The 24,709-nt window shown below is 67.5% G+C and carries 23 protein-coding genes and 1 other RNA gene; 13 read left to right on the top strand and 11 right to left on the bottom strand.

Annotated features, from left to right (window positions below; genetic code table 11):
* Positions 1–1,199, bottom strand: a 1,199-nt coding sequence (gene dnaX, locus CDO46_RS22025; protein WP_140416897.1) for a DNA polymerase III subunit gamma/tau, incomplete at its 3' end; no start/stop codon positions are given.
* A gap of 307 nt (positions 1,200–1,506) precedes the next feature.
* Between dnaX and ffs the strand changes: the two genes are divergently transcribed.
* The 6 genes from ffs (at position 1,507) to CDO46_RS22055 (ending at position 8,179) form a co-directional block, all read left to right on the top strand.
* An RNA gene (gene ffs / locus CDO46_RS22030) (signal recognition particle sRNA small type) lies at positions 1,507–1,604 on the top strand.
* Between the two features lie 321 nt (positions 1,605–1,925).
* Entirely contained in the window at positions 1,926–2,252 is a 327-nt protein-coding gene (gene trxA / locus CDO46_RS22035) for a thioredoxin TrxA (protein WP_087840746.1), read from the top strand.
* A 195-nt stretch (positions 2,253–2,447) separates the two neighbouring features.
* Positions 2,448–3,704 (top strand): transcription termination factor Rho, encoded by a 1,257-nt coding sequence (gene rho, locus CDO46_RS22040; RefSeq protein WP_087840747.1) that lies wholly within the window; start codon positions 2,448–2,450, stop codon positions 3,702–3,704.
* 766 nt (positions 3,705–4,470) lie between these two features.
* Positions 4,471–4,737: a type B 50S ribosomal protein L31 gene (locus CDO46_RS22045; RefSeq protein ID WP_087840748.1), complete on the top strand. Its 267-nt coding sequence runs from the start codon at positions 4,471–4,473 to the stop codon at positions 4,735–4,737.
* 212 nt (positions 4,738–4,949) lie between these two features.
* Positions 4,950–6,752, top strand: coding sequence for a glycosyltransferase family 39 protein (locus CDO46_RS22050; protein WP_243724439.1), 1,803 nt, complete (start codon positions 4,950–4,952; stop codon positions 6,750–6,752).
* A complete protein-coding gene (locus tag CDO46_RS22055) occupies positions 6,749–8,179 on the top strand; it encodes an MATE family efflux transporter (RefSeq protein ID WP_087840749.1) in 1,431 nt (476 codons plus the stop codon). Before CDO46_RS22050 ends, CDO46_RS22055 begins: the two co-directional genes overlap by 4 nt.
* Here the strand turns inward: CDO46_RS22055 and orn are convergent.
* Positions 8,176–8,721 (bottom strand): oligoribonuclease, encoded by a 546-nt coding sequence (orn, locus tag CDO46_RS22060; RefSeq protein ID WP_087840858.1) that lies wholly within the window; start codon positions 8,719–8,721, stop codon positions 8,176–8,178. The genes CDO46_RS22055 and orn overlap by 4 nt on opposite strands.
* 188 nt (positions 8,722–8,909) lie before the next feature.
* Between orn and CDO46_RS22065 the strand changes: the two genes are divergently transcribed.
* The 4 genes from CDO46_RS22065 to CDO46_RS22080 all read left to right on the top strand — a co-directional run bounded on the left by CDO46_RS22065 (position 8,910) and on the right by CDO46_RS22080 (position 12,375).
* The gene (locus tag CDO46_RS22065; RefSeq protein WP_087840859.1) at positions 8,910–10,172 is read left to right on the top strand and encodes a M48 family metallopeptidase; all 1,263 of its coding nucleotides are present in this window, start codon (positions 8,910–8,912) and stop codon (positions 10,170–10,172) included.
* On the top strand, positions 10,169–10,513 hold the full coding sequence (locus CDO46_RS22070) for a 4a-hydroxytetrahydrobiopterin dehydratase (protein WP_087840750.1): 345 nt from the start codon (positions 10,169–10,171) through the stop codon (positions 10,511–10,513). The genes CDO46_RS22065 and CDO46_RS22070 overlap by 4 nt, the downstream gene beginning before the upstream one ends.
* Positions 10,510–11,439, top strand: coding sequence for a ribosome small subunit-dependent GTPase A (gene rsgA, locus CDO46_RS22075; protein WP_087840751.1), 930 nt, complete (start codon positions 10,510–10,512; stop codon positions 11,437–11,439). Before CDO46_RS22070 ends, rsgA begins: the two co-directional genes overlap by 4 nt.
* Before the next feature lie 108 nt (positions 11,440–11,547).
* Positions 11,548–12,375: an EAL domain-containing protein gene (locus CDO46_RS22080; RefSeq protein WP_176400820.1), complete on the top strand. Its 828-nt coding sequence runs from the start codon at positions 11,548–11,550 to the stop codon at positions 12,373–12,375.
* Between the two features lie 15 nt (positions 12,376–12,390).
* On the opposite strand, the gene CDO46_RS22085 is transcribed toward CDO46_RS22080, so the two are convergent.
* The 8 genes from CDO46_RS22085 to CDO46_RS22115 all read right to left on the bottom strand — a co-directional run bounded on the left by CDO46_RS22085 (position 12,391) and on the right by CDO46_RS22115 (position 19,984).
* A complete protein-coding gene (locus CDO46_RS22085) occupies positions 12,391–12,951 on the bottom strand; it encodes a bacterioferritin (RefSeq protein ID WP_087840753.1) in 561 nt (186 codons plus the stop codon).
* A 68-nt stretch (positions 12,952–13,019) separates the two neighbouring features.
* Positions 13,020–15,065 carry a TonB-dependent receptor gene (locus CDO46_RS22090; protein WP_243724440.1) on the bottom strand — a complete coding sequence of 682 codons (2,046 nt, stop codon included), beginning with the start codon at positions 15,063–15,065 and terminating at the stop codon, positions 13,020–13,022.
* Between the two features lie 194 nt (positions 15,066–15,259).
* The gene (locus tag CDO46_RS28445) at positions 15,260–15,424 is read right to left on the bottom strand and encodes a hypothetical protein (protein WP_165963085.1); all 165 of its coding nucleotides are present in this window, start codon (positions 15,422–15,424) and stop codon (positions 15,260–15,262) included.
* A gap of 15 nt (positions 15,425–15,439) precedes the next feature.
* Positions 15,440–16,498 carry a YeeE/YedE thiosulfate transporter family protein gene (locus CDO46_RS22095; RefSeq protein WP_243724465.1) on the bottom strand — a complete coding sequence of 353 codons (1,059 nt, stop codon included), beginning with the start codon at positions 16,496–16,498 and terminating at the stop codon, positions 15,440–15,442.
* Between the two features lie 123 nt (positions 16,499–16,621).
* The gene (locus tag CDO46_RS22100) at positions 16,622–17,572 is read right to left on the bottom strand and encodes a sulfurtransferase (RefSeq protein WP_087840860.1); all 951 of its coding nucleotides are present in this window, start codon (positions 17,570–17,572) and stop codon (positions 16,622–16,624) included.
* Positions 17,573–17,779: 207 nt separating this feature from the next.
* On the bottom strand, positions 17,780–18,559 hold the full coding sequence (locus CDO46_RS22105) for a 2-keto-4-pentenoate hydratase (RefSeq protein ID WP_087840756.1): 780 nt from the start codon (positions 18,557–18,559) through the stop codon (positions 17,780–17,782).
* Complete coding sequence (locus tag CDO46_RS22110; protein WP_087840757.1) at positions 18,556–19,377, bottom strand: 2-keto-4-pentenoate hydratase; 822 nt, start codon at positions 19,375–19,377, stop codon at positions 18,556–18,558. The genes CDO46_RS22105 and CDO46_RS22110 overlap by 4 nt, the downstream gene beginning before the upstream one ends.
* A 100-nt stretch (positions 19,378–19,477) precedes the next feature.
* Entirely contained in the window at positions 19,478–19,984 is a 507-nt protein-coding gene (locus CDO46_RS22115; protein ID WP_087840758.1) for a MarR family winged helix-turn-helix transcriptional regulator, read from the bottom strand.
* 186 nt (positions 19,985–20,170) lie between these two features.
* On the opposite strand from CDO46_RS22115, the gene CDO46_RS22120 reads away from it, so the two are divergent.
* The 3 genes from CDO46_RS22120 (at position 20,171) to CDO46_RS22130 (ending at position 23,741) form a co-directional block, all read left to right on the top strand.
* Positions 20,171–21,628, top strand: coding sequence for a 2-hydroxymuconic semialdehyde dehydrogenase (locus tag CDO46_RS22120; RefSeq protein WP_087782228.1), 1,458 nt, complete (start codon positions 20,171–20,173; stop codon positions 21,626–21,628).
* 47 nt (positions 21,629–21,675) lie between these two features.
* Complete coding sequence (locus tag CDO46_RS22125; RefSeq protein ID WP_087840759.1) at positions 21,676–22,650, top strand: LysR substrate-binding domain-containing protein; 975 nt, start codon at positions 21,676–21,678, stop codon at positions 22,648–22,650.
* A gap of 119 nt (positions 22,651–22,769) precedes the next feature.
* Positions 22,770–23,741, top strand: coding sequence for a tripartite tricarboxylate transporter substrate binding protein (locus tag CDO46_RS22130; protein WP_087840760.1), 972 nt, complete (start codon positions 22,770–22,772; stop codon positions 23,739–23,741).
* A 15-nt stretch (positions 23,742–23,756) separates the two neighbouring features.
* Here the strand turns inward: CDO46_RS22130 and CDO46_RS22135 are convergent, their stop codons facing one another.
* On the bottom strand, positions 23,757–24,647 hold the full coding sequence (locus CDO46_RS22135) for a LysR family transcriptional regulator (RefSeq protein WP_087840761.1): 891 nt from the start codon (positions 24,645–24,647) through the stop codon (positions 23,757–23,759).
* Between the last annotated feature and the right edge of the window lie 62 nt (positions 24,648–24,709).

Here is a 24,709-nt window from a genome sequence, read left to right on the forward strand (position 1 = left end):
GCCGGCGGCACCGGGGCTGGAGCCGGCGCCGGCATCGACGCGGCCACCGCGGGCGCCGCCTTCAAGGCGGCGGATCGCGGTGCCGGCGCGGGCGCTTCCTGGGAAGCGCCCTGCGGTTCGGCCGTGAATGCCAGCATGCGCAGGCACGCCATCACGAACCCGGCGTATTCGTCGGGCGCCAACGCAAGCTCTGCGCGGCTGTGCACGGCGATGGAATAGAACAGCTGGATCTCGTCGGCGGAAAATTCCCCGGCCAGCCGCTGGATGTCCGGCGCCAGCGGATCCTCTTCCGACACCGCGCCCGGCACGCGCTGGGCCATGCCCATGCGCGACAGCATCACGGCCAGGTCGGCCAGCGCCCCGGCATACGACAGGCTGCGCGCCGCCAGCTCGTCGGCCACGCCCACCACCCCGACGCCGTCCGCCGCGCGGATCGCGTCGAGCAGGCGCACCAGGTGGCGCTGGTCGATCGTGCCCAGCATGCCGCGCACGGCCTCTTCCGACAGGTTGCCGGCGCTGTAGGCGATGGCCTGGTCGGTCAGCGACAAGGCATCCCGCATGGAACCGCGCGCCGCCTGGCCGATCAGGCGCAGGGCCGGGATCTCGAACGGCAATTGTTCATGCGCCAGCACGTGCTCGAGGTGGCCGACGATGGCCTCCGGCGGCATCTGCTTGAGGTTGAACTGCAGGCAGCGGCTCAGCACCGTGACGGGGATCTTCTGCGGATCGGTGGTGGCCAGGATGAACTTGACGTGGGGCGGCGGCTCTTCCAGCGTCTTGAGCATGGCGTTGAACGCATGCCCGGTCAGCATGTGCACTTCGTCGATCATGTAGACCTTGAAGCGGCCGGAGGTGGGCGAATAGACCGCCTGCTCGAGCAGCTGCGTCATCTCGTCCACGCCCCGATTCGACGCGGCGTCGAGCTCGAGGTAGTCGACGAAGCGGCCGGCATCGATCTCGGTGCACGCCCGGCACTGGCCGCACGGCGTGGCCGTGATCCCGGTCTCGCAATTGAGCGATTTGGCCAGGATGCGCGACAGCGTGGTCTTGCCCACCCCGCGCGTGCCCGTGAACAGCCAGGCGTGATGCAGGCGCTGCGTGGAAAGCGCGTGCGTCAGCGCACGCACCACGTGTTCTTGTCCGACCAGCGTATCGAATGAACGCGGCCGCCATTTACGAGCCAGCACCAGATATGTCATGAAGGATATTGTACCCCCCTACGCCCTTCGGGCGATGGGGAAACCCACCCCCTACGCGCTGACGCGCGCCCCCTCAAGGGGGCGATGCGGGTGGACCGGCAAAGCCGGATCCACCGCATCCTGGGCCTAACCCCTTTGCCCTGATTTTGGGGCACCCATTTACCGCTGCTGCCAGCGAAGCACCGGTGCCCCAACCCAAGAAACCGGCCCTAGACCCAGGGCACAGCGGATCCGGCTTTGCCGGTCCGCCAGTGCCGCCCCCTGGGGGGCGCCCGAAGGGCGTAGGGGGGGTGCTATAATTCTTATTGGCGGGCCCCTTCGCATGGCGGAGCGGTGAACCTGGTCAGGTCGGGAACGAAGCAGCCATAGCTGTAAACCGTCAGTGCCGAAGTCAGGCTCGCCACCCAATTCCCTTGTCCTGGGCTCTAAAAACCACACTAGCCGGACAGGCTCTTGGAAAAACCGCTTTTTTGCGGTTACCATTGGTTTATCTCGGGCTCTACGCCGACCGATTCCGGCGCCTACCTGCCCCGCTCCCCTCGCGTTTCGCGCTTCCCACGCATCGCCCAGGGGTACTCCCGTCAGGATCCGCGCATATAAAAAAATTCCCCTCAGGGGTCTGGAATCCAAGCACACGCGCCCACATATATCTATCGAATCACATACCCGTTTACCGCGCACTGCACCACTCTTCCCGCGCTTTGCGCACACCTCAGAAGGAAAACCATGAGCGACGCGATCAAGCACGTGAGCGACTCCAGCTTCGATGCCGACGTACTTCAAGCCAATGAGCCTGTCCTGGTCGATTACTGGGCAGAATGGTGCGGTCCCTGCAAGATGATCGCCCCCATCCTGGAAGAGGCCGCCTCCCAGTACAAGGGCAAGCTGACGGTCGCCAAGCTGAACGTCGACGACAACAACGCCACGGCCGCCAAGTACGGCATCCGCGGCATTCCGACCCTGATGCTGTTCAAGAACGGCCAGGTCGTGGCCACCAAGGTGGGCGCGCTGTCCAAGTCGCAGCTCACCGCCTTCCTGGACAGCTCGCTGTAAGCAGGTAGCACGACACGGACCGGCCCAGAGCCGGTCCTTTCCGATCAACCTTTACCACGCCCTCTCCTTGCGCACCGGCGGCGCGCCCCGGCCTCGGGATCCAGCCCTCCGCCCCAAGAGCACCAGACTCCCTGCGCAAAGTCCTCCCACGAGGACGTGTCACCACCAAGAACTCCCCCCGGAGCTTTACCCGAGATGCATCTCAATGAACTGAAGGCGCTGCACGTTTCGCAACTGCTGGAAATGGCCGCCACGCTCGAGATCGAGAATGCCAGCCGCCTGCGCAAGCAGGAGCTGATGTTTGCCATCATGAAGCGGCGCGCCAAGCAGGGCGAGCCAATCTTCGGCGATGGCGTACTGGAAGTGCTGCCCGACGGTTTCGGCTTCCTGCGTTCGCCCGAAACGTCCTACCTCGCCAGCACCGACGATATCTACATATCGCCTTCCCAGATCCGGCGCTTCAACCTGCATACCGGCGACTCCATCGAGGGCGAGGTCCGCACTCCCAAGGACGGCGAACGCTACTTCGCCCTGGTGAAGGTGGACAAGGTCAACGGCCAGGCGCCCGAGACCATGAAGCACCGCATCATGTTCGAGAACCTGACGCCGCTGCATCCGAACAAGCCGCTGCGCCTCGAACGCGACATCAAGAGCGAAGAAAACCTGACCGGCCGGATCATGGACATCTTCGCCCCCATCGGCAAGGGCCAGCGCGGCCTGCTGGTGGCAAGCCCGAAATCGGGCAAGACGGTGATGATGCAGCACATCGCGCATGCCATCACCGCCAACCATCCCGACGTCACGATGATCGTCCTGATGATCGACGAACGTCCGGAAGAAGTGACCGAAATGCAGCGCTCGGTGCGCGGCGAAGTGGTCGCCTCCACCTTCGACGAACCCGCCACCCGCCACGTGCAGGTGGCCGAGATGGTCATCGAGAAGGCCAAGCGCCTGGTCGAGCTCAAGCACGACGTCGTCATCCTGCTCGACTCCATCACCCGCCTGGCCCGCGCCTACAACACCGTGGTGCCCGCCTCCGGCAAGGTCCTGACCGGCGGCGTCGACGCCAACGCCCTGCAGCGGCCCAAGCGCTTCTTCGGCGCGGCCCGCAACATCGAGGAAGGCGGCTCGCTCACCATCATCGGCACCGCCCTGATCGAAACGGGCAGCCGCATGGACGACGTGATCTACGAAGAGTTCAAGGGCACCGGCAACAGCGAAGTCCACCTGGAACGCCGCCTGGCCGAGAAGCGCGTCTACCCCGCCATCAACCTGAACAAGTCCGGCACCCGCCGCGAAGAGCTGCTGATCAAGCCGGACGTGCTGCAGAAGGTGTGGGTGCTGCGCAAGTTCATCTTCGACATGGACGAGATCCAGTCCATGGAATTCATCCTGGACAAGATGCGCTCGACGAAGAACAACGCCGAGTTCTTCGACATGATGAAAAAATAGGTCCCCCCTACGCGCTTCGCGCGCCCAGTATGGTGAGCCCCCAGCCGCTACGCGGCAGCCCCCCGAGGGGGCCGGGACCCGCCTTGGGGCGGCCCGGCGCCGGGTCCCGGGGGGCGATGCGGGTGGCCGGCGGAGCCGGATCCACCGCATCCTGGGGTACTACCAGGCTGGTGGGGCGTGGCGTTCTTGCATGCCGCCATCTCCCCCACCTCACTTCCGCCTTCCCCCACGTTTTCTGCCCTCCTTGCTCTCTTCCCGGCCAACTTCCGCCGGAGGCCGTCTCCTGGGCGGGCGCAGCCCCGTGGGCGCATTGGAGCCGCCGGTGTCGGCACGGTTGGCGGGGAAGCAAGGGCGCAGCTGTTTGAGCACGGCTTTCGGGGTAGCCCAGTGGGCTACCCCGGTGCGAGTTCTGCGCCCGCCCCGCCAACCGTGCCGACACCGGGTAGTCCCGGCAACGCCGGGACCGGCTCCGTTGCGCCCACGGGGCTGCGCCCGCCCAGGAGACGGCCGGATAAAGAACCCGATCGCCTCGTCAAGCGATGCCTTTGAAGCGCAAAACGCCCAAAACATCGTACTGATTGCACAAATCCGGGAATCCCGCGATAATTTACGGCTTAGCTCTAGAAATTGGGCACGTTGTCGGGCCGGCGCTCCGTCCAGCAGTAAACACACGGAAGCCGCCATAAAGGAACCCCCCCTGGGGAAAACCGCCCCCAAGGCGCAAACCTTCGTCCGGCTGGCGACCCGCATACTCCCAAGGAAGACCATGAAAGAAGGCATCCACCCCGAATACCGCGACGTCGTGTTCCAGGATCTGCAGACCGGCAACAAGTTCATTACCCGCTCGACCCTGAACACGCGCGAAACCATCGAACTCGATGGCAAGACCTACCCGCTGTTCAAGTGCGACGTGACCTCGGAATCGCACCCCTTCTACACCGGCGCGCAAACCCGCATCGTGGAAACCGGCCGCGTCGAGAAGTTCCGCGCCCGTTTCGCCCGCACCACCGGCGCCGGCAAGACGTCCGCCTGACGGCACCGTCCGCGCACCCAGAAGGCAGCCTGCGGGCTGCCTTTTTTCTGCGCCCTGCTTGCGCTCGCCCGGCCGGGGTTCATGGCGCGGGAATCCGCCCGCCGCTGCAATTGCTTGCAATCCGGCTTCGCATTCCGCCATTTTTTGCGTGTCGCGGCCTGCCGGGACACTAGAATCCGTCTTGTCGCCTGTTAGGTAATCCCAGCGGTTCGATGCCTCACCGATTCCCGTCGCCCTTCCATACGTCCATCCTGCCGCCCACCCCCGCGCGGCTGACCGCGCTCGCGGCAACCAAGCTGCCGCGCTGGGGCCTGCTGGCCCTGTGCCTGTTGTACATCGTGACCGGCCTGGTCATGCGCGAACCCTGGAAGAGCGAAGACGTCATCGGCCTGGCGCAGATGTGGTCCGCCTACGATGGCGGCTGGGCGCAATGGCTGGCGCCCGAGGCGGCCGGCGTGGCGGTGTCGCAGGAAGGCCCCCTGGCGACGTGGGTGGGCGCGCTGTGCATGGCCGTCTTCTCGCCGCTGCTGGGGCACATCCTGGCGGCGCGCGTCCCCAACCTCATCTGGTTCGGCATCGCCAGCACCAGCCTCTGGTACGGCGCCTACCTGCTGGGCCGGCGAGCCGAGGCCCAGCCGCTGGCGCTGCCCTTTGGCGGCCAGCCCGAACCGCGCGACTACGGCCGCATGCTGGCCGACGCCGCGCTGCTCCTGCTGCTGGCCACCCTGGGCATATTGTGGCGGTCCCACGAGACCTCCGCCGAGCCGGCCGCGCTCGCCTTCCACGCGCTCGCCTTCTATTCCCTCGCGCGGATGCTCGACCATCCCCGCTCCGGCGCGCTGACGCTGGGGCTTGCGCTGGGCGGCGCATTCCTGGCGCGAGGCTTCCCCGCCGTCATGCCGCAATTGCTGGCCGTCGCGGTCCTGGCCGGCACCAGCCCGGCGCTGCGGCCCGCCGTGCGCTGGATCGCGCTGCTGAGCCTGCCGCTGGGCCTGGCGCTGTCGCTGGCCTGGTGGATCGCCACCGCGCAGCTCCACCCCTATTGGATGAGCGGCTGGTGGCACTGGAACGCCAGCGTGTTCGGGATGCTGACCCCGCGCGGACTGTCGGACGCGCTGCGCAACATGCCGTGGTTCCTGTGGCCCACCGGACCGCTCGCGCTGCTCGCGCTCTGGCGGTGGCGTGGATACCTGCTCTCGCCCCACGTGCAGATCCCGGCAGCGCTGATGCTGGCGGGCCTGGCCATGCTGCTCGCCACCCGCGAGCCGGTCGATGCGGAATACCTGGCGCTGGTCATCCCCTGCGCGATGCTGGGCGCACTCGCGCTGCCCACGCTGCGGCGGGGCCTGATCAACGCCCTGGACTGGTTTGCCGTCATGGTGTTCTCGGCAACCGCCTGCGTGGTCTGGATGGGATGGATCGCCATCATGACCGGCGTACCGCCCAAGATCGCCCGCAACATCGCCCGCCAGACCCCGGGCTTCGACGCCGATTTCTCGCTGTTCGCCTTCACCGCCGCGGTCGCGGCCAGCCTGGCCTGGATCGCGCTGATCATCTGGCGCTTCCGCTCGCGCCCCACCGGGCTGTGGCGCGGAACGGTGCTGTCGGCGGGCGGCGTGGTCGCGTGCTGGCTGCTGATCATGACGTTGTGGCTGCCCTCGATCAACTACAACAAGAGCTACCGCGAGGTCTCGAACGGCATGGCGCATGCCCTGGCCGCCGAGCGGGTCCGCACGGGCCGGCAGGAATGCGTGCGCAGCTCGGGCCTGGGGCTGTCGCAGCGCGCCTCGTTCGCGGTCTTCGACAACCTGCGCTTCGAGCTGTCCGGCGACTGCCCCCTCGTCCTGCTGCAAGGCAACGCCAGCGTACTGCGCAACGTGCTCCAGCGCGGCGAGTACGCCGGCAGCCGCGTGCTGTGGGAAGGCACCCGGGCGGCGGAATTCCGCCGCGCGCCCCAGTTCCGCGAGTATTTCATCCTGCTGCGCCCGGCCCCGGCCGGGCGTCCCGCCTCGTGAGCGAAGCCGGGCTCGCGCTCCCATCCGGCTGGGGCGCGACCCTGCGCCGCATCCTGCAACAGGGCTGGCCGGTCCTGGTCGGCCAGTGGGCCAGCATGGCCTTCGGCGTGCTCGATACCGCGATGACGGGCCATGCCTCGCCCGTGGCACTGGCCGCCATGGCGCTGGCGGTGTCCATCTACGTCACCGTGTTCATCGGCCTGACCGGCGTGCTGCACGCGCTGATTCCCATCGCCGCCCAGCACTTCGGCGGCCGCAGGCTGGCCGAGATCGGCCGCGCCTGGGGGCAGGCGGTCTGGCTGTCGCTGGGCCTGTCGGTGGTGGGCGGACTGGCGATGCTGTTTCCCGATACCTGGCTGGCGATGTCCGGAGACGTGGACCCTGCCGTGCGCGCCCAGGTACGCGGCTACCTGGCCATGCTGATCGTCGCCCTGCCCGCCGCGCTGGTCTTCCGCACCGTCTACGCTCTGAACACCGCGGTATCGCGGCCCAAGGTCGTGATGATGATCAACATTGCCGGCATCGGGTTCAAGGCGCTGTTCAACTGGCTCTTCATCTACGGCAAGTTCGGCCTGCCCGCGCTGGGCGCGGTGGGGGCGGGACTGTCCACCGCCCTCGTCTTCTGGATAAGCGTGGGCCTGAGCGCCCTCGTCCTGCGCCGCGACCCGTTCTACCGGCAATTCGGCCTGCGCATCGGCCGTCCGGACAGAAAGACGCTGGGAGAGCTCCTGCGGCTGGGCCTGCCCATGGGCGGCTCGTACCTGATCGAGGTCACGTCCTTCACGTTCATGGCGCTGCTGGTGGCGCGCGAGGGCGTCTACGCCACCGGCGGACACCAGATCATGGCCAACCTGGTCGCCCTGTGCTTCATGATGCCGCTGGCGCTGGGGGTGTCGACCGGCGCGCTCACGGCGCAGGCCATCGGCTCGGGAGATCCGCTGCGCGCACGGCGCACGGGCGCGGCCGGACTGATGATCAGCACCACGGGCGCGCTGCTGACGATCGCGGCCGTGATGCTGGCGCGCGGCCCCATCGTCCAGGCCTACACCAGCGATGCGCAGGTCGCCGTGGTGGCGCTGGGGTTGCTGGGCATGCTGGCCTTCTTCCACCTGTTCGATTCGCTGCAGTGCATGACCAGCTACCTGCTGCGCGCCTACAAGATGGCGGTCGGCCCCATGCTGATCCAGGCCGGCGCGCTGTGGGGCATCGGCCTGCTGGGAGGATGGTGGCTGGCATTCGGTCCGGGCGCCGGCGCGCTGCGCGGCGTGGTCGGGATGCTGATGCCCGGCGCGCCCACGGGCGCCGGGACCATGTGGTTGATGGCGACCTTCAGCATGGCGGTTTCGTCGCTCATGCTGCAATACGTCTACTGGCGGGTGGCCGCCCGGCGTCCGGCCACTCCCGCGGTGCCGCAGCCCAGGGCCTAGACGCGCAGGAAGTGCTCGCGGTAGTACTTGAGTTCGTCGATGGACTCGTAGATGTCGGCCAGCGCCTCATGCCGGCTTTTCTTCTCGAACCCCTTGTAGATCTCGGGCTTCCAGCGGCGGCAGAGCTCTTTCAGCGTGCTGACGTCCAGGTTGCGATAGTGGAAGAACGCCTCGAGCCGCGGCATGTAGCGGACCATGAAGCGGCGGTCCTGGCTGATGGTGTTGCCGCACAGGGGCGACTTGCCAGCCGGCACGTACTGGCCCAGGAACGCCAGCAGCTCGTCCTCGGCCTGGGCTTCGGTCAACGAGGAAGCCCTTACTTTGTCGATCAGCCCGCTGCGCCCATGGGTGGCCTTGTTCCAGTTGTCCATGCCGTCGAGCAGTTCGTCGGACTGGTGCAGGACCAGGACCGGCCCTTCGGCCACCACTTCGAGCTGGGCGTCGGTCACGACCACCGCGACTTCGATGATCCGTTCCTTTTCCGGATCCAGGCCCGTCATTTCCATGTCGAGCCAAACCAGGTGATTTTCGTTCAACGCCATATAATCGGTGCTCCGGAACCATGCATGATCGCGCGCGCGGCGCCAGGACGGCGGCGCGGGCACAAATGGCAATTTTCTCACAGGCTGGCGCCTCCTCTTTCCGAACCCGCACCGGGGTCCGTCGGGGCTTGTGCGTACGCCCCCCCTGACTACGAGCCGTCATTGTGTTTACCCTGCTGTTCGTCCTGATGCTGCTGGCCGGCGTTGCTACCCGGCTGTGGCTCTCCACCCGCCAGACCCGCCACGTCGCGCTGCACCGCGACCGCGTACCGCCCGAGTTCGCCGACCGCATCGGGGAAACCAGCCACAGGCGGGCGGCCGACTACACCATCGCCCGCATCCGCTTCGACATCGTGGCGCTGCTGTTCGATACGGCGGTGCTGATCGGCCTGACCCTGCTTGGTGGACTGCAGGCCCTGAACGAGCTGGCCGCCTCGCTGGCCTCGTCCGATTTCATCCGCCAGCTGCTGCTGGTGGCGATGGCCGCAGCCCTGCTGTCGCTGCTGGACCTTCCCTTCACCCTGTGGCGGCAGTTCGTGCTCGAGGCCCGGTTCGGGTTCAACCGGATGACCTTGCGGCTGTTCGCTGCCGATACCATGAAGGGCCTCGCGCTGGCGGTGGTGTTCGGGTTGCCGCTGCTCTCGGCCCTGCTCTGGCTCATGGCGGGTGCCGGAACCTACTGGTGGCTGTGGGGCTGGGGCCTGTGGATCGTCTTCAACCTTTCGGTCATGCTGCTTTTCCCCACCGTCATCGCGCCCTTGTTCAACAAGTTCACGCCGCTGGCCGACCAGGCGCTGGCCGAGCGCATCCAGGCGCTGGCCCGCCGCACCGGCTTCGCGCTGAACGGGCTTTTCGTCATGGACGGCTCGAAGCGGTCGGCGCACGGCAACGCCTATTTCACCGGCTTCGGCAAGAGCAAGCGCATCGTCTTCTTCGATACGCTGCTGGCCCGCCTGGCCCCCGAGGAAATCGAGGCCGTGCTGGCGCACGAGCTCGGCCACTTCAAGCACCGGCACATTCTCAAGCGCCTGGCGTTCAGCTTCGGCGTGTCGCTGGTGTTCTTCGCCCTGCTGGGCTGGCTGTCCAGGCAGGTGTGGTTCTACACCGGGCTCGGTACCATGCCCCTGCTGGGCGGACACAACGACGGCCTGGCCCTGATCCTGTTCTTCCTCGTGGCGCCGGTCTTCACCTTCGCCTTCATCCCGCTCGCGAGCTGGTACTCGCGCAAGCACGAGTTCGAGGCCGATCGCTTCGCCAGCGAGCAGACCGATCCCGCGAACCTGGTCTCGGCGCTGGTCAAGCTCTACGACGACAACGCCGCCACCCTTACCCCCGACCTCGTGCATTCGGCCTTCTACGACTCGCACCCGCCCGCCGGCATACGCATCGGCAGGCTGCGAGCCGCCGCGCCGCATGCCGCCCCGCTCGACCGTCTCCAGGAACCGGCATGAACCGCGTATTGAGTATCGAACAGCTGCGCTCGGGCCGCTGCGTGCCCATGAAGAACCGGGCGCCGATGAGCCCGGCCCACATCGACGAGCAGATCCACGTCCTGCCCATCTGGGCGCGGCGCGGCGACGTCCTGGAGCGCGACTACGAATTCGCGGACTATGCCCGCACCATCGCCTTCGTGAACGCCGTGGCCGAGATCGCCGGGCAGGAGAACCACCACCCCGAGATGCTGGTGGGTCACGGGCGGGTACGCGTGCACTACACCACGCACGAAATAGGCGGCATTTCCATCAACGACTTCATCTGTGCGGCCAAGATCGACGCGCGCTACGAACCATGAAGCCCCAGCGGCGCACTCCGGGGACTGGCCTGCAGGGCCGTGTCGTGGCCGCTTTCGGACGCCATTTCACGGTCGAGTGCGACGACGGCTCGACCCGCCAGTGCTACCCGCGCGGCAAGAAAGGCACCGCCGCCGTGGGCGACCGGGTCGAGGTGGCGCCCGAGGGCCCGGCAGAAGGCGCCATCCAGTCGGTGCTGCCACGCCGCAACCTGCTCTACCGCTCCGATGAAATGCGGACCAAGCAGTTCGCCGCCAACGTCGACCAGTTGCTCATCGTCGTGGCCACCGAGCCCGATTTCTCCGACGAACTGGTGGGACGAGCCCTGGTCGGGGCCTTCAATGCCGACATCGCTCCCATCGTCATCCTGAACAAGGTCGACCGCACGGCCGGCCTGGCGGCCGCGCGCCGCAAGCTGGCGCCCATCCAGGCACTCGGCGTACCGGTGCTGGAACTCAGCGCCCACGACGCCACCGCCACGCGGGCCGCCCTGGCGCCCAGGCTGGCCGGGCGCACGAGCCTGTTGCTGGGCCAGAGCGGCATGGGCAAGTCCACGCTGCTCAACGCCCTGGTCCCGGATGCCCTGGCCGCCACCCAGGAGCACTCTCAGGCGCTGGGCGCCGGCAAGCATACGACCACCAGCACGCGCCTGTATCACCTGCCCGCCACGCTGGCCGCCGGGGCCGACCTGATCGACTCGCCGGGATTCCAGGCCTTCGGCCTGCAGCACCTGGACGGCGCGCAGATCGTCAAGGGCTTCCCGGAATTCTCGCCCTACCTGGGACACTGCCGCTTCTACAACTGCACCCATATCCACGAACCGGGATGCGCCGTGCTGGAAGCCCTGGAGGCGGGCCGGATCGCGCCCCAGCGCCATGCGCTCTACGGCCGGCTGCTGGACGAACTGCAGCTCGGCCAACGCTATTGAGCCTTCAGAACCTGAAGAAATATCCGATCGGCGAAACAATCGTTTGGCGTTATGGTGTTCGGCGGTACGCTCGGGGGAATCCTCCAAGCGTCCCTTCAGGAGCATTCCGTGGCATACGCGGCGATCCGGACACTGATAGAAAAGCTCTCCAGCCAGCCCGACCTGCACGCTGCGCTGCGCCTGGCCCCCGACGGCACCGTCCTGGGCAGGTTCTACGAATTCGAACTGGCCAGCGGCTTCCAGCCGGTGGTCAGGATAGATACGCGGGCGGTGGCCGGCTATGACGCCTATGCCCGTTCGCACGCGACCGACGGCGACGTCATCAGCCCCTGGGGCCTGTTCTCGCGGGCCGCGGACGACGCGACGCTGGTACGGCTGGACCGGCTGTGCCGCCTGGTCCATACGCTGAATTATTTCTCGAAGGCCGACGCCCTCCACCCCTTGTATCTGCGCGTCCACGGCCGGCTGCTGGCCGCCATCACGCATGACCACGGGCAGGCGTTCCGCCGCATGGTCGAGGCGCTGGGCATCCCGCCCGCGCGCATCGTGTTGCAGTTGCCGGCCGAGGCCGCGCAGGACGTCCTGCTGGCCGGCATGATACTGGGCAACTACAAGAAGGCCGGCTTCCAGTCAGGCGTGCATGCCAACAACGTGGGCGAGGCGCAGTCGCTGCTGCACCTGCATGCGCCGGAGGTCATCAAGCTGGACCTGCGCACGGTGGCCGATCCCGAACGCGAACTGCCCCCGCTGCTGGAAACAGCCGCGGGACTTTCGTGCCAGGTGGTGTTCAAGCGTGTCGAGGACGAGGCCAGCCTGGCCCGCCTCGCGACGCTGGGCGCGCAATACGCCCAGGGCTATCTGTTCGGCGCGCCATCGGCTTCGCTGGCGTCGCCGTCCCCGCAGGCGGCAGCGGCTCCCGAGCCGCCCGCCGCCTAGAGGCCGGCCTCGGGGCTAGCCGCGCGCGAGCAGGTCGGACATGTCGTCCGCGTGCTCTTCCTCGACCGCCAGGATTTCCTCCAGCATGCGGCGCGTGGTCGGGTCCTTGTCCCCCAGGTAGCGGACCATGGCCCGGTAGCTGTCGATGGCGATGCGCTCGGCCACCAGGTTCTCCTTGATCATGCTTTCCAGCGTGTCGGCCTCCACGTACTGGGAATGGCTGCGCCGGGACAGGCTGTCGGGCGAAAAGTCCGGCTCGCCGCCGAGCTGCACGATGCGCTGGGCGATCTGGTCGGCGTGCTGCTGTTCCTGCGCGGCATGCTCGGCGAACTCGGCCGCGACCGGATCGGCATGGATGCCGCGCGCCATGAAATAGTGGCGCTTGTAGCGCAGCACACAGACCAGCTCGGTGGCAAGGGCCTCGTTTAGCATCTTGAGCACGACGTCGCGGTCGGCGCCGTAGTCCTGGGTCACCGCGCCCTCGTCCAGATGCTTGCGCGCCCGGGCGCGCATGGCCTCCACATCGATGGAAAACTTCTCGGCACTGGGGGCCTGCGGCTTGACTGCCTGCTCCATATTGCTCTCCTGTCTCGAGTGAAAACTCCATCCAGGATAGGCCGCGCCCCCGGTCACCGCTGTAACAATCAGAACGTCAGCCGCACGCCCATGACGATGTTCCGCCCCATCAGCGGCGCGGCATTCTTGATGAACGACGTATGCCGGTAGGCGAGCTTGTTCGTGAGATTGTTGGCGCGGACGTAGATCTGGTAACGGGTCCCGCTCATGCGGCCCTCGTAGGCCGCGCCAAGGTTGAGCATCGTGTAGCCGGCCGTCTCGGTCTCGAACTCGGCCACCTTGTCCTGGCGACCCACGTACGACAGCTCGACGTCGCCGCTCCAGGCCTGCCAGCGCGCATCGAGCCGCGTGCCGATCCGGTAGGCCGGGATGCGCGGAAGATTGCCGCCGCCGTCCAGCTTGGCGCGCACGTAGTCGCCCATCAGCGAGACGGCGAAGATGCGGTCGATCTGGTGGCGCACCTTGGCCTCCAGCCCGGTGAAGGTGGCATCGTGCTGCGTGTATTCCAGCAATTGCAGGTTCTGGTAGACGTCCAGCGTGCGTCCATAGATGAAGTTGTCCATCTTGTTGTGGAACACCGAGACCGAGAACGTGGTGGGCCCGGCGAACTTGCGCAGCGTGAGGTCGATGTTGTTGGACGTTTCCTTCTTCAGGCTGGCGTTGCCGATCTCGTAGGTGGACGTAGCCAGATGCAGGCCGTTGGCATAGAGTTCCTCGGCGGTCGGCAGGCGGTGCGAGCGCGACGCCGACACGCCCAGCGAATACTGCGGCGCGAACTTCCAGACGGCTCCGGCCGACACCGAAGTGCCGCGGTGGCGCGTGTCGGGCGCGCCACCCTGCACGTCGATGCGCTGCCATTCGTGCCGCAGCCCGCCCTCGAAGCGCCAATCGCCCACCGTGTATTCCTCGAGCATGAACAAACCGTTGTTGCGCGTGACGGTGGGCTGCACGTAGGCTTCCTCGCCCAGGGCGCTGAAGGCGCGGCGCGTCGTCTGCGCGCCGATCACGCCCCGCAGTCCGCCTATGGGCGCGTGCTCCAGTTCGACGCGGCCGTCGTGCGCCTTGTTCTTGAACGTGGTGGCGACCGTGTCGCCCTCGATCTCGTCATGCTGGTAGTCGGTGAAGCCGGCGCGCACGCGCAGCCGGGTGAAGCCGGCGAAAGGATCGCGCAGTTCGCCGCGCACGTCCCACCGCTGGCTGCGCAGCTTCACGAAAGGTATGCCGTGGCTGTCGCCGTCCTCGTCGTGGCCATGGTCGTGGCCGTCCTCGTCGCCGTGATCGTGGCCATGTCCGTCGTCGGGGCAGTGCAGGTGCGTGCCATGCACATGGCAGCCCTCGTAGGCGTGGTCATGGCCCGGCAGGCCGTAGCGGTTGCGCTGGCTGGTGTAGGCCAGCCCGATGTAGCCGCGATCGCCCACCCACGACAGTCCCACGCTGCCGGTCTCGGTGTGGTTGTACGAACCGTCCACGCGGTTGCCGCCGGCCCAGCCCCGGCCTACCTTGTAGTCGTTGGCGTTGCGCTTGAGCCCCTCGGCATGCAGGACCAGCCCCTTGCCGCCGGTGGTCAGCTCGAACGCGCCCGACGTCTCGCGCGGCCCGGTCGCGCCGCGCAGCTCCACGCTGCCTTCCACGGCGTTCTCCGGCATTTCGGTGGGAATCTTGTTGTCGAGCACGTTGACCACCCCGCCCATCGCCCCGCCGCCATACAGCAGCGCCGCCGGCCCGCGCAGCACTTCCACGCGCTGGGACAGCATGGGCTCCAGGCCCACCGCATGATCGGGGCTGATGGTGGAGGCGTCCTGGACCTCGGCGCCGTCGGACACGATCTTGACCCGCGCGCCGTCCATGCCCCGGATGATGGGGCGGCTGGCGCCCGCGCCGAAATGCGATGAAGTGATACCCGGCTCCTGCTCCAGCGTCTCGCCCAGCGTGGCGGCGCGCTTGGTCAGCAAGTCGTTCTCGTCCAGCACCGTAACCGGCGCCGCCAGGTCCTGTTCGCTGCGCGACAGGGGCGTGGCGGATACGGTGACTTCCTTCAGGGTCTGCGGCGCGGGCGCGGTAGGCGTTTCCGCCTGTGCCCAGGCGGCCGCGGGCAGGCCCCAGGAAACACTCATCAATGCCAATACGAGGGGGTTCAGCCTTCCCAACATCACGGTTCCTTCTTCATGGATGGCGCAAAAATGCCGCAGGCCGCCGGCAAGGCAGATCCTTGCCGGCCGCGAGCGGCATTCTTGCTCAAAACCGAAGTTAATGCAACTCTATTGCATATGCATAATGGTTGCACCTGAGGAACCCTGGCGGGTGCGGATCAGAACGCCGAGCAATGCCCCCCGCTGGGAGCCTGCCCCGAGCCTATGGCCAGGATGGCGGGTTCCTTCCGATGGTTGACGGGACTGGAGTGGGTCCAGTCCCAGGCGAAGAAGGCGATCAGCACGGCCCAGAGCAGCACGACGGCGGAAGTACGGGAAGTCATGTCCATGTCCCCCGTTCACACGCCCAGCCGGCGGCGCAGGCGCACGCCGATCAGCGAGCCGGCGAAGGCCAGCACGACCCAGATCCAGCCGTGCAGGCTACCCGTGGAAATGCCGCTGACCATGGCGCCAACGTTGCAGCCGAACGCCAGCCGCGAGCTGTAGCCCAGGAGGAAACCCGCGACCAGCACGGCCGCCCACTGGCGGCCGGTCAGCGGCTTGCCGCTGGACGGCTTGCGGGCGGCGATCCACAGCGCGCCGGCCATGATGCCGATGTTGGTGATCGAGGTGACGTCCAGGAACACGCTCTGGTCCAGCGTGCGCAGGTTGCCCGCCTGGCTCCAGAAGGCGTTGGCGGCGGGATCGAACACGCCGGCCGCCGTCGCCACCTTGGCCGCCCACAGGCCGAAACCGTAGACCACGCCCCAGGGCTGGCCGGCCACCACCAGGTTCGCCACCGCCAGCAGGGCCAGGCCGACGCCGGCCAGCAGCAGCTTGCGGTTCCAGGGAGAAGATGCGGCCGCCCCGCCCTTGCGGCTCCAGACCCAGGCCGCCAGGCCGAAAACGGCCAGGCCGGCGAAGGTCAGCGCCAACGCGCCGCCCGCTCCCCAGTCGCGGACCAGGCTGACCGGCGCGATGGCGCCCAGCGACAGCCAGCCGTGCAGGTGCACCGATCCCAAGAAACTGCCCAGCGCGAACAAGGGCAGCACGCCCATGTTCAGCGGAATGCCCAGTCCGGCCTTGTACAGCGTGCCCGACCCGCAGCCATCGGCGATCTGCATCGTGATGCCGAACACGAAGGCGCCGATCAGCAGGCTGATGCTGGGAGGGCCCAGGGCCGCGGCCAGGTCGCCGGGAAACTTCGCCAGGAGCGGAATGGAAATGGCTGCCGCCACCGCCAGCAGCGCAATCTGGGCGAACACGCCGCTGGCGTCCCGGGCCTCGATCAACCGGCGCCAGCCGGTGGTGAAGCCGAAGCGCGCGCCGGCCAGCAGGCCGCCCATGCCGATGCCGATGACGAACAGCACCGACTGGCGCACGGTCACGAACCAGGCCAGCGCCAGCACGGCAAGCAGGATCGCGGCCGTCAGCGGCCAGCGTGCATGGCCAAGCGCGGAGGACGCGGGAGAAGCGATGGCGGGCGAGCCCGCCTGGGAAAGCGTCGTTTGCATCAGGGGGATTCCTTTCGTGCTGGCGCCTCAGGAGTTGCCGAACAACTTCTTGAATTTTTCCGAGATCTGGCTGGCCCGGCCCGGCACGTTGTCCATGGGCAAGGCCTGGTCCGCGTTGGTCCAGTCGGCCAGGGATTCCGGATACATGCGCACGTGCGGCAGCCCCGCCAGTTCGGACAGCGCGAACCAGTCGGTCGCCGCCCAGTGTCCGGTGTTGCAGAACGCGATGTTGTCGCCGCCCGCGTCCGGGAATTCCCGGGCGGCGATGGCGCGGGCCTCGGCGGCCGAGACGATCTGCGTGCTGCCGGGGGCGAACCAGACGCTGTGCGGAACGTTGGTGGCGCCGTGGATGGTGCCGGGCACCGAGGCCGTCGGGGCCTTGACCAGGCCTTCGAAGAAATTCTTGGGCCTCGCGTCGATCAAGCGGGTGCCGCCGCCGGTCGTGCCTGCCAGCACGTCGGCCTGGGTAGCCTTGATGGCGGTGTTCAGCCTGGGCTCGTAGCGGCTGGGGGCCGGCTGGGCCGGCGCGTCCTGGCTCAGGGGCTGCTGCGCCTGCTGCCAGGCCTGCATGCCGCCGTTCAGGATGGACAACTGGGTCAGGCCCAGGTATTTGAGCGTCCAGTAGACGCGGGCGGCGGCGCCGAAGTCGGTCACGTCCGCGCCCGAGGACACCACCACGGCATGGCGCTCGGGCGCCAGCCCGAGCTTGCGCACTTGCGCGGTCAGCTTGTCCAGCGGCGGCAGCGTGCCGGGGCTGTTGGCCGGTCCGCGCCAGGAGCCGTAGGGAGCGGACAAGGCGCCGGGGATGTGGCCTTGCAGGTAATCGGCGGGCGGCCGGATGTCGATGACCGTGACCGAGGGCGAGGACAGCACCGCCTTCAGTTCGTCGGGCGACAGGATGGGGGACGGGGCGGCCTGGGCGCCGGCCTGCGCGGCGAAGGCGATCAGCCAGGCGGAAAGAATGGCAAGGATTCTCATGATGATTGCGCGCGGCGCGCAGGGAATGGGCATCCTGAGAATTTTAAGACCTGGCCAGGGGATGGCTCAGACCAAGCCCCCATATTCATATAACATTAAATTATATGAAAGCGCTGTGAATATAGCTCCTGGCCATACGCCCGGAGGGCGCGGGCCAGGGCATCGGGCAACCCCGGCCGGGGCTGCCCGTAACGGCCGTGAACCGCCTCAGGCCGTGACGTGGAAGCCCACGCGGCCGAGATTCTGCATCTCGAGCTCGACCCAGGTACCGGCCACGAGCGCCTCGGCGGCGCTGGCGCCGCCGGCCATCACGATCGACCCCTCGGGCAGGATCTCGCCCGCCTGCGCCACCAGGCGCGCGGCCGCGACCAGCGAGCGCACGGGATGGCCCAGGATGGCGGCGGTGGTGCCGACCTGCTGGGCCTTGCCATTGCACGACATGATCAGGCCCAGGTTGGAGAAGTCGATGCTGGGCTTGTGCCAGGCTCCCAGCACCACACCCGACGACGAGGCGTTGTCCGCCACCACGTCTTCCAGCGAGAACTTGAAGGCCTTGTAGCGCGAGTCGATGATCTCCAGCGCCGGGGCGATCGCCTCGACGGCGTCCAGGGCCTCGATGGGCGACACCATGCCCGACAGCGGCTTGCGCAGCAGGAAGGCGATCTCGGGCTCGACGCGCGGATGCACGCGGGTCGACAGCTTCAGTTCGCCGCCCTCGTCCACGCGCATGTCATGCGTCAGGCGGCCCCAGATCATGTCGTGCACGCCCATCTGGACCATCTTGGCGCGGCTGGTGAAGCCCATCTTCATGCCGATGCGTCGATGGCCGCGGTCGATGCGGCGCTGGATCAGCATGCGCTGCACTTCGTAGGCCTCGGCCAGCGTCAGCGGACGGCGTTCGACGAACTGCTCGGCGGCGCGCGGCGTGCTGGCGGCTTCGTCCAGCTCGCGGGCCACTTCGGGTAGGGACAACAGCGGACCGCTCATGCTTGCTCCTTCGCGCCAAACACCGCGCGCACCGAACCCAGTCCGGCGATGCGCGCTTCCAGAATCTCCTCTCCCTGCACCGCGACCATGGGGCCCAGCGCACCACTCAGCACCACGTCGCCGGCACGCAGCGGATTGCCACGCTCGGCCATCTTGCGCGCCAGCCACAGGGCCGCGTTCAGCGGGTGGCCCAGGCACGCGGCGCCGGCGCCGATCGATACCTGGTCGCCATTGCGCTCCATGACCATGCCGCACAGGCGGGCGTCGAAGTCGCCCAGCTTGACCGGCCGGTTGCCCAGCACGAACAGGCCGGACGAGGCGTTGTCGGCGATGGTGTCGACGATGCTGATCTTCCAGTTGGCGATGCGGCTGTCGACGATCTCGATGGCCGGCACGGCATAGGCCACTGCCGAGATCAGTTCGGCCATGGTGGCCATGGGCTGGGCCAGGTCGCGCTCCATGACGAAGGCGATCTCGGCTTCGACCTTGGGCTGGATCAGGGTCGACAGCGGCACTTCCTCGCCGTCGCACACCGACATGTCGGCGAACAGCATGCCGTAGTCGGGCTGGTCCACGCCCAGCTGCGCCTGCACCGCCTTGGAGGTCAGGCCGATCTTGCGGCCGACCAGGCGGCGGCCCTGCTTGATCCAGTGGTCGGTATTGGCCTGCTGCACCGCGTACGCGGCGTCCAGGTCGCCGGCCGGCAATTGATCCCGGATCGGATCGATCGCGACGCGGCTTTCATGAGCACTGCGCAGGCGTTGCGCAAGCCCGGCGATCGCCTCGGCGGCGACGCCCCCCTGTCCTATCTGCCCCATGGGTAGTCCTGTTTGGAAGTTGGAGAAAAGAGAAAAACACCTTTATGCCGTATACGTACGAATATACGGGAGAAACCTGCGCGCGGACAATGCCGGCGGTTCATGGCCCCACTCCGGCCATCAATTTGAGGCATTTGACGAACAACGCCCGATATTCGGGCGGGAGGGCCGCGATGATGGCTTCTTCGACCTCCCGGTCGCGGGGCAGCACGCGCTCGAGCACGTCCACGCCCGCCTGGGTGATGGTGACGGCATACGCACGCTTGTCGTCCGCCGAGCGCCGGCGCCGCAGGTACCCCTTGCGCACCAGGCGGTTGATCATGTCGGCCAGCGAATTGCGGTCCAGCGCGATGTCCTCGGCCAGCTGATTCTGCGTGGCGCCCGGATGCTTGCAGACGGTGATCAGCAGCGCCTTCTGGCGCGGCGTCAGGTCCTCGTCGTGGAAGGTCTGCATGAACAGGGCCTCGGCGCGAAAATGCGCGCGCCGCAGCAGGTGCGACACGACGTCCGTGAGCTCGAACGCCCGCACGGCATCCGTGCAAGGCACGGTTTCCGGTTCGGGAGACGGCGCGGCGGGCGGGCGTCGCAAGGCGGAGGATCGGGTCATGGTGGCGAGCCGGAGCGGACTTGAGATCTTAACTGATGTCGCGCGCCCGGCCAGCGGCGCCCTGGCGTTTCTTCGAACCGGCTATGGCTGGCACCGAAGTTGTTATGCCCCCGGGGATGGACCGGTCGCGCGAAATTCCACTATATTATGACGTATACGTACTATACCTCAACGGAACCCAGCACCATGTCGGTCAAATCCCTGCGCAACTTCATCGGCGGCCGCTTCGAAGACGGCATCCGCACCTTCGACAAACTCAACCCCGCCAACGGCGAACTGGTGGCGCGCGTGCACGAAGCCAGCCGCGACCAGGTGAACGCCGCGGTGGCGGCGGCCCGCCAGGCCTTGCCGGCCTGGGCGGCGCTGCCGGTCAACCAGCGCACGGACTACCTGTACGCGCTGGCCGACGGCATCGAACGCCGCTTCGACGATTTCCTGGCGGCGGAGATCGGCGACACCGGCAAGCCCGTGGGCTGGGCCAGCCAGATCGACATCCCGCGCGGCGCGGCCAACTTCCGCGCCTTCGCCGAGATCGCCCGCACGCTGGACATGGAAAGCTTCATGACCGATACGCCGGACGGCCGGCAGGCGCTGAACTACGCCTACCGCAAGCCGCTGGGCGTGGTGGGCGTCATCTCGCCGTGGAACCTGCCGCTGCTGCTGTTCACCTGGAAGGTCGCGCCCGCGCTGGCCTTCGGCAACACCGTGGTGGCCAAGCCTTCCGAGGTCACGCCTTCCACCGCCACCCTGCTGGCCGAAGTGGCGGCCGAGGTCGGCCTGCCCGCCGGCGTGTTCAACGTGGTCCACGGCTTCGGCCCGAATTCGGCCGGCGAATTCATCACTACCCACCCTGACATCGACGGCATCACCTTCACCGGCGAATCGGCCACCGGCAGCACCATCATGAAGGCGGTCGCGCCGGGCGTGAAGCCGGTATCGTTCGAACTGGGCGGCAAGAACGCCGCGCTGGTGTTCGAGGACGCCGACTTCGACGCGGCCGTCGCCGGCGTGGCCCGCTCGGTCTTCGCCAACTGCGGCCAGGTCTGCCTGTGCACCGAGCGCGTCTACGTCCAGCGGCCGATCTACGACCGCTTCGTCGCCGCCCTGAAGCTCGAAGCCGAGAAACTGGTGCTGGGCCGCCCCATGGACAGCGCCACCACCATGGGCCCGCTGGTGTCGCACGAGCACCGCGAGAAGGTGCTGTCCTACCTGCGCCTGGCGGTCGAGGAAGGCGCCACCGTGGTCACCGGCGGCGGCGTGCCGACCTTCGGCGACGAGCGCGACCAGGGCGCCTACATCCAGCCGACCATCTGGACCGGCCTGCCCGAGACCGCCCGCTGCATCAAGGAAGAGGTGTTCGGCCCGGTCTGCCACATCGCCCCCTTCGATACCGAGGAAGAAGCCATCCGGCTGGCCAACGACACCCACTACGGGCTGGCGGCGGCCGTCTGGACCACCAACCTGACCCGCGGCCATCGCGTGGCCCAGGCCATGCAGGTGGGCCTGGCGTGGGTGAACTGCTGGTTCCTGCGCGACCTGCGCACGCCCTTCGGCGGCAGCGGCCTGTCGGGCATAGGGCGTGAAGGCGGCCGCCACTCGCTGCATTTCTATACCGAGCCGACCAACGTCTGCGTGAAGCTGTAGGCGCGCGAATGGGCGATAATCGCAGGGGAATGTCCCCTGCGGCCGCCATGTCCAACTTCCGTCTGACTCCCAACGCGCTGGGGCACAAGCTCAAGCTGCACCAACTCCAGATCTTCGAGCGGGTGCTCGAGCGCCGGTCGCTGTCGCGCGCGGCCAATGAACTGAACCTGACGCAGCCCAGCGTCACCAAGGCCATCTACGAGCTGGAGAAGTTCGTGGGCGCGCCGCTGTTCGAGCGGTCCAACCGCGGCGTGGTCCCGACCGAGCTGGCTCACCTGCTGGGCCGGCGGGTCAAGACGCTGATGGCCGAGCTGCGCTACATGACCGACGAGCTCAACGCCGCGCTGACGGGGGAAAGCGGACACGTCATCGTCGGCACCCTGATCGCCGCGTCGGCCAAGCTGCTGCCCGAGGCGATCTCGATGCTGATGCGGGAGCACCCGGGCATCCGCGTCACCGTCTCCGAAGGCCCCTCGTCGCAGCTCTTCCCCGCCCTGGCCACGGGCGACCTCGACATCGTGGTGGGACGCCTGCCCGAGCGCGACATCGCGCTGGGCTATGCCTATCCGCTCACCCACCACACGCTGTACGAAGAAAAACTGCATGCCGTCGTCGGCGCCCATCACCCGCTGGCGCACGCGGAAAACCTGGAACTGGGCCAGTTGATGGATCTGCCCTGGATCCTGCCCTCCGCCGAATCGCCGCTGCGCTCCGCGGTGGAGCAGAGCTTCCACCGCACCGGGCTGGGCATCCCGCCCCGCCACATTGAATCCCTGTCGCTGCTGACCAACCTGGGCATCCTGCTGCGCGGCGAGGCCATCGCCCTGATGCCGCAGGACGCCGCCGCGCAGTTTCTGGACCACGGACTGCTCAAGCTCCTGCCGCTGGCCGAATTCGGCCTGTTCGGACGCGTGGGCTACTCGGTGCGGGCGAATCGGCAGCTCACGCCCGCCAGCCAGCACCTGATCGAATACCTGCATCGCATCTGCGACCTGCGCCGGACCGGGGCCCAGGCGGACTGAAGCGGCGGATCCCGCGCCACGATATCGAACGGATATCAATCGCTTCCAATTTTGTATTGGCCAGGCGCGCGAGCCCTGCGCAGAATCTCCCTCACCCAGATCCTCACGAAGGAGTCCTCATGCGAGCGCCGATCACGTTTGCCCTGGCTGCATCCATCCTCTTCGTCTGCCCGGCCCAGGCAGTCTCCACCGCGCCGCCCTTTCCCGCCAAGCCGATCACCATCGTCGTTCCCCTGACCGCGGGCGGCCCGGTCGACATCCTGGCCCGGCTGGTGGCCGAAAAGATGGCGGCGGAATTCAAGCAACCGGTCATCGTCGAGAACAGACCGGGGGGCGGCGGCAACATCGGCGCAGAACAGGTTGCACGCGCCCGTCCCGATGGCTACACCATCCTGTGCGCAACGGACACGCCCATGACCGTCAACCCGTTCATCTACAAACGCTTGACGTTTTCCGCCGCACGCGACCTGACACCGGTATCGCTGGCGGCCACCTTCGCCCAGATGCTGGTGGTGAATCCCGCCATGCCGGCAACCACGCTGGAGCAGTTCATGGCGCTGGCCAGGCAGCGGCCCGTGACGTTCGCATCCGGCGGCAACGGCAGCCCCGGCCACCTGACCGGCATGTATTTCGCGGACAAGTCGGGCATCCCGCTCACCCATGTTCCGTACAAGGGCAACTCGCAGGCCGTGGGCGATCTGCTGGGCGGCCAGGTCGACGCCGGCTTCCTGGCGACACCGGGCGTCCTGCCTCACATCAAGGCGGGCAAGCTGAAAGCCATTGCCGTCTCCAGCGCCAACCGCTCGCCGCTGTCGCCCGCTACGCCCACGTTCTCCGAGGCCGGCCTGCCGGGCTTCGAAGCCATGTTCGCGATGCTGCACATGGCGCCGGCCGGCACACCGCCCGAGGTGATCGATACCCTGAACCGCGCCATCGACCGGGCACTGCGGGCCGACGACGTGCGGGCCAGGCTCTCGGCCCTGGACATCGCGCCCGGCGGAGGCTCGCCCGCGCAGGCCGGCGCCTATCTGGCACGCTACCGTGCGCTCTGGGGCGGCATGGCGGCGAAACTGGATCTGCAGGTCGACTGACCGGCCACGCGGCCCTCAGGCGGGCAACATCCCGAGAAACGCTTCCAGCACACGGGAATTGTTGTCCACCCGCCAGGCCGCGGAAATCTCCATGACCCCGGGCTCGGCGCACGGGATGAACAGCAGTTGGTCCTGCCATCCCGCCACGCAACAGGCAGGCGCCAACGCCACGCCCGTGCCCGCGGCCACGAGCGAAAGCATCACCGGAATCTGCGCGGCTTCGCGGATGTGTTCCGGCACGTAGCCGGCGCCGTGGCACAGCTCCAGCACCTGGTCGTAATAACCGCGCGCCGGATACCGCGACAGCGTGATGAGCGTCTCGCCGTCCAGGTCGCGCAGCGCCAGGCGACGGCGACGCGCCAGCCGGTGGCCGTTCGGCAGCGCGATCTCCATGGGATCCTCCCGCAAGGTGCGCAACTGCAGTTCGCTGCCATCGACCCTGAGCGGCCCCCAGCGCCCCGGCACGTCGACCAGCGCCACGTCCAGCGCGCCATTGGCCACCGCATGCGTCTGCTCGGCCGAGGACATCTGGCGCAGATCCAGCTCCACTCCCGGATAGCCCTCGCGAAACCGGCCCAGGAAGGGCGTGATGAGCGGCAGCATGGCCGCGCTCATGAAACCGATGGCCAGCCTGCCCTGGGCGCCCCGCGCGAGGCGCTGGGCTTCATCCACCGCCTGCTCGACGGCCTTCAGGATGACACGCGCCCGTATCAGGAAAGCCTCCCCCGCCTCGGTCAGCGTCACCTTGCGGAACCGCCGGTCGAACAGATCGAAGCCCAGCCTGGCTTCCAGCACCTGGATCTGCTGGCTCAGGGGCGGCTGGGAAATGTGCAGGCGTTCCGCGGCCTTGCTGAAATGCCTTTCCTCTGCCACGGCGACGAAGTAGCGCAGGTGCCGGAACTCCATACCATATCCATTCGATATCAAAACCGATGAAATATATATTAGATATCTGGAACGACCGGGGC

The organism is Pigmentiphaga sp. NML030171 (genome assembly GCF_002188635.1).
GTDB lineage: Bacteria > Pseudomonadota > Gammaproteobacteria > Burkholderiales > Burkholderiaceae_B > Pigmentiphaga > Pigmentiphaga daeguensis.

Excerpts from the sequence above, each read along its gene's own strand:
- CDO46_RS22050 (WP_243724439.1), top strand. The coding sequence starts at position 4,950 with ATGCCTCACCGATTCCCGTCGCCCTTCCATACGTCCATCCTGCCGCCC.
- CDO46_RS22090 (WP_243724440.1), bottom strand. The coding sequence starts at position 15,065 with ATGAGTGTTTCCTGGGGCCTGCCCGCGGCCGCCTGGGCACAGGCGGAA.
- CDO46_RS22065 (WP_087840859.1), top strand. The coding sequence starts at position 8,910 with ATGCTGCTGGCCGGCGTTGCTACCCGGCTGTGGCTCTCCACCCGCCAG.
- trxA (WP_087840746.1), top strand. The coding sequence starts at position 1,926 with ATGAGCGACGCGATCAAGCACGTGAGCGACTCCAGCTTCGATGCCGAC.
- CDO46_RS22070 (WP_087840750.1), top strand. The coding sequence starts at position 10,169 with ATGAACCGCGTATTGAGTATCGAACAGCTGCGCTCGGGCCGCTGCGTG.
- CDO46_RS22105 (WP_087840756.1), bottom strand. The coding sequence starts at position 18,559 with ATGAGCGGTCCGCTGTTGTCCCTACCCGAAGTGGCCCGCGAGCTGGAC.
- CDO46_RS22100 (WP_087840860.1), bottom strand. The coding sequence starts at position 17,572 with ATGAGAATCCTTGCCATTCTTTCCGCCTGGCTGATCGCCTTCGCCGCG.
- CDO46_RS22045 (WP_087840748.1), top strand. The coding sequence starts at position 4,471 with ATGAAAGAAGGCATCCACCCCGAATACCGCGACGTCGTGTTCCAGGAT.
- CDO46_RS22135 (WP_087840761.1), bottom strand. The coding sequence starts at position 24,647 with ATGGAGTTCCGGCACCTGCGCTACTTCGTCGCCGTGGCAGAGGAAAGG.
- CDO46_RS22110 (WP_087840757.1), bottom strand. The coding sequence starts at position 19,377 with ATGGGGCAGATAGGACAGGGGGGCGTCGCCGCCGAGGCGATCGCCGGG.
- CDO46_RS22085 (WP_087840753.1), bottom strand. The coding sequence starts at position 12,951 with ATGGAGCAGGCAGTCAAGCCGCAGGCCCCCAGTGCCGAGAAGTTTTCC.
- orn (WP_087840858.1), bottom strand. The coding sequence starts at position 8,721 with ATGGCGTTGAACGAAAATCACCTGGTTTGGCTCGACATGGAAATGACG.
- rsgA (WP_087840751.1), top strand. The coding sequence starts at position 10,510 with ATGAAGCCCCAGCGGCGCACTCCGGGGACTGGCCTGCAGGGCCGTGTC.
- CDO46_RS28445 (WP_165963085.1), bottom strand. The coding sequence starts at position 15,424 with ATGACTTCCCGTACTTCCGCCGTCGTGCTGCTCTGGGCCGTGCTGATC.
- CDO46_RS22120 (WP_087782228.1), top strand. The coding sequence starts at position 20,171 with ATGTCGGTCAAATCCCTGCGCAACTTCATCGGCGGCCGCTTCGAAGAC.
- CDO46_RS22130 (WP_087840760.1), top strand. The coding sequence starts at position 22,770 with ATGCGAGCGCCGATCACGTTTGCCCTGGCTGCATCCATCCTCTTCGTC.
- rho (WP_087840747.1), top strand. The coding sequence starts at position 2,448 with ATGCATCTCAATGAACTGAAGGCGCTGCACGTTTCGCAACTGCTGGAA.
- CDO46_RS22125 (WP_087840759.1), top strand. The coding sequence starts at position 21,676 with ATGTCCAACTTCCGTCTGACTCCCAACGCGCTGGGGCACAAGCTCAAG.
- CDO46_RS22115 (WP_087840758.1), bottom strand. The coding sequence starts at position 19,984 with ATGACCCGATCCTCCGCCTTGCGACGCCCGCCCGCCGCGCCGTCTCCC.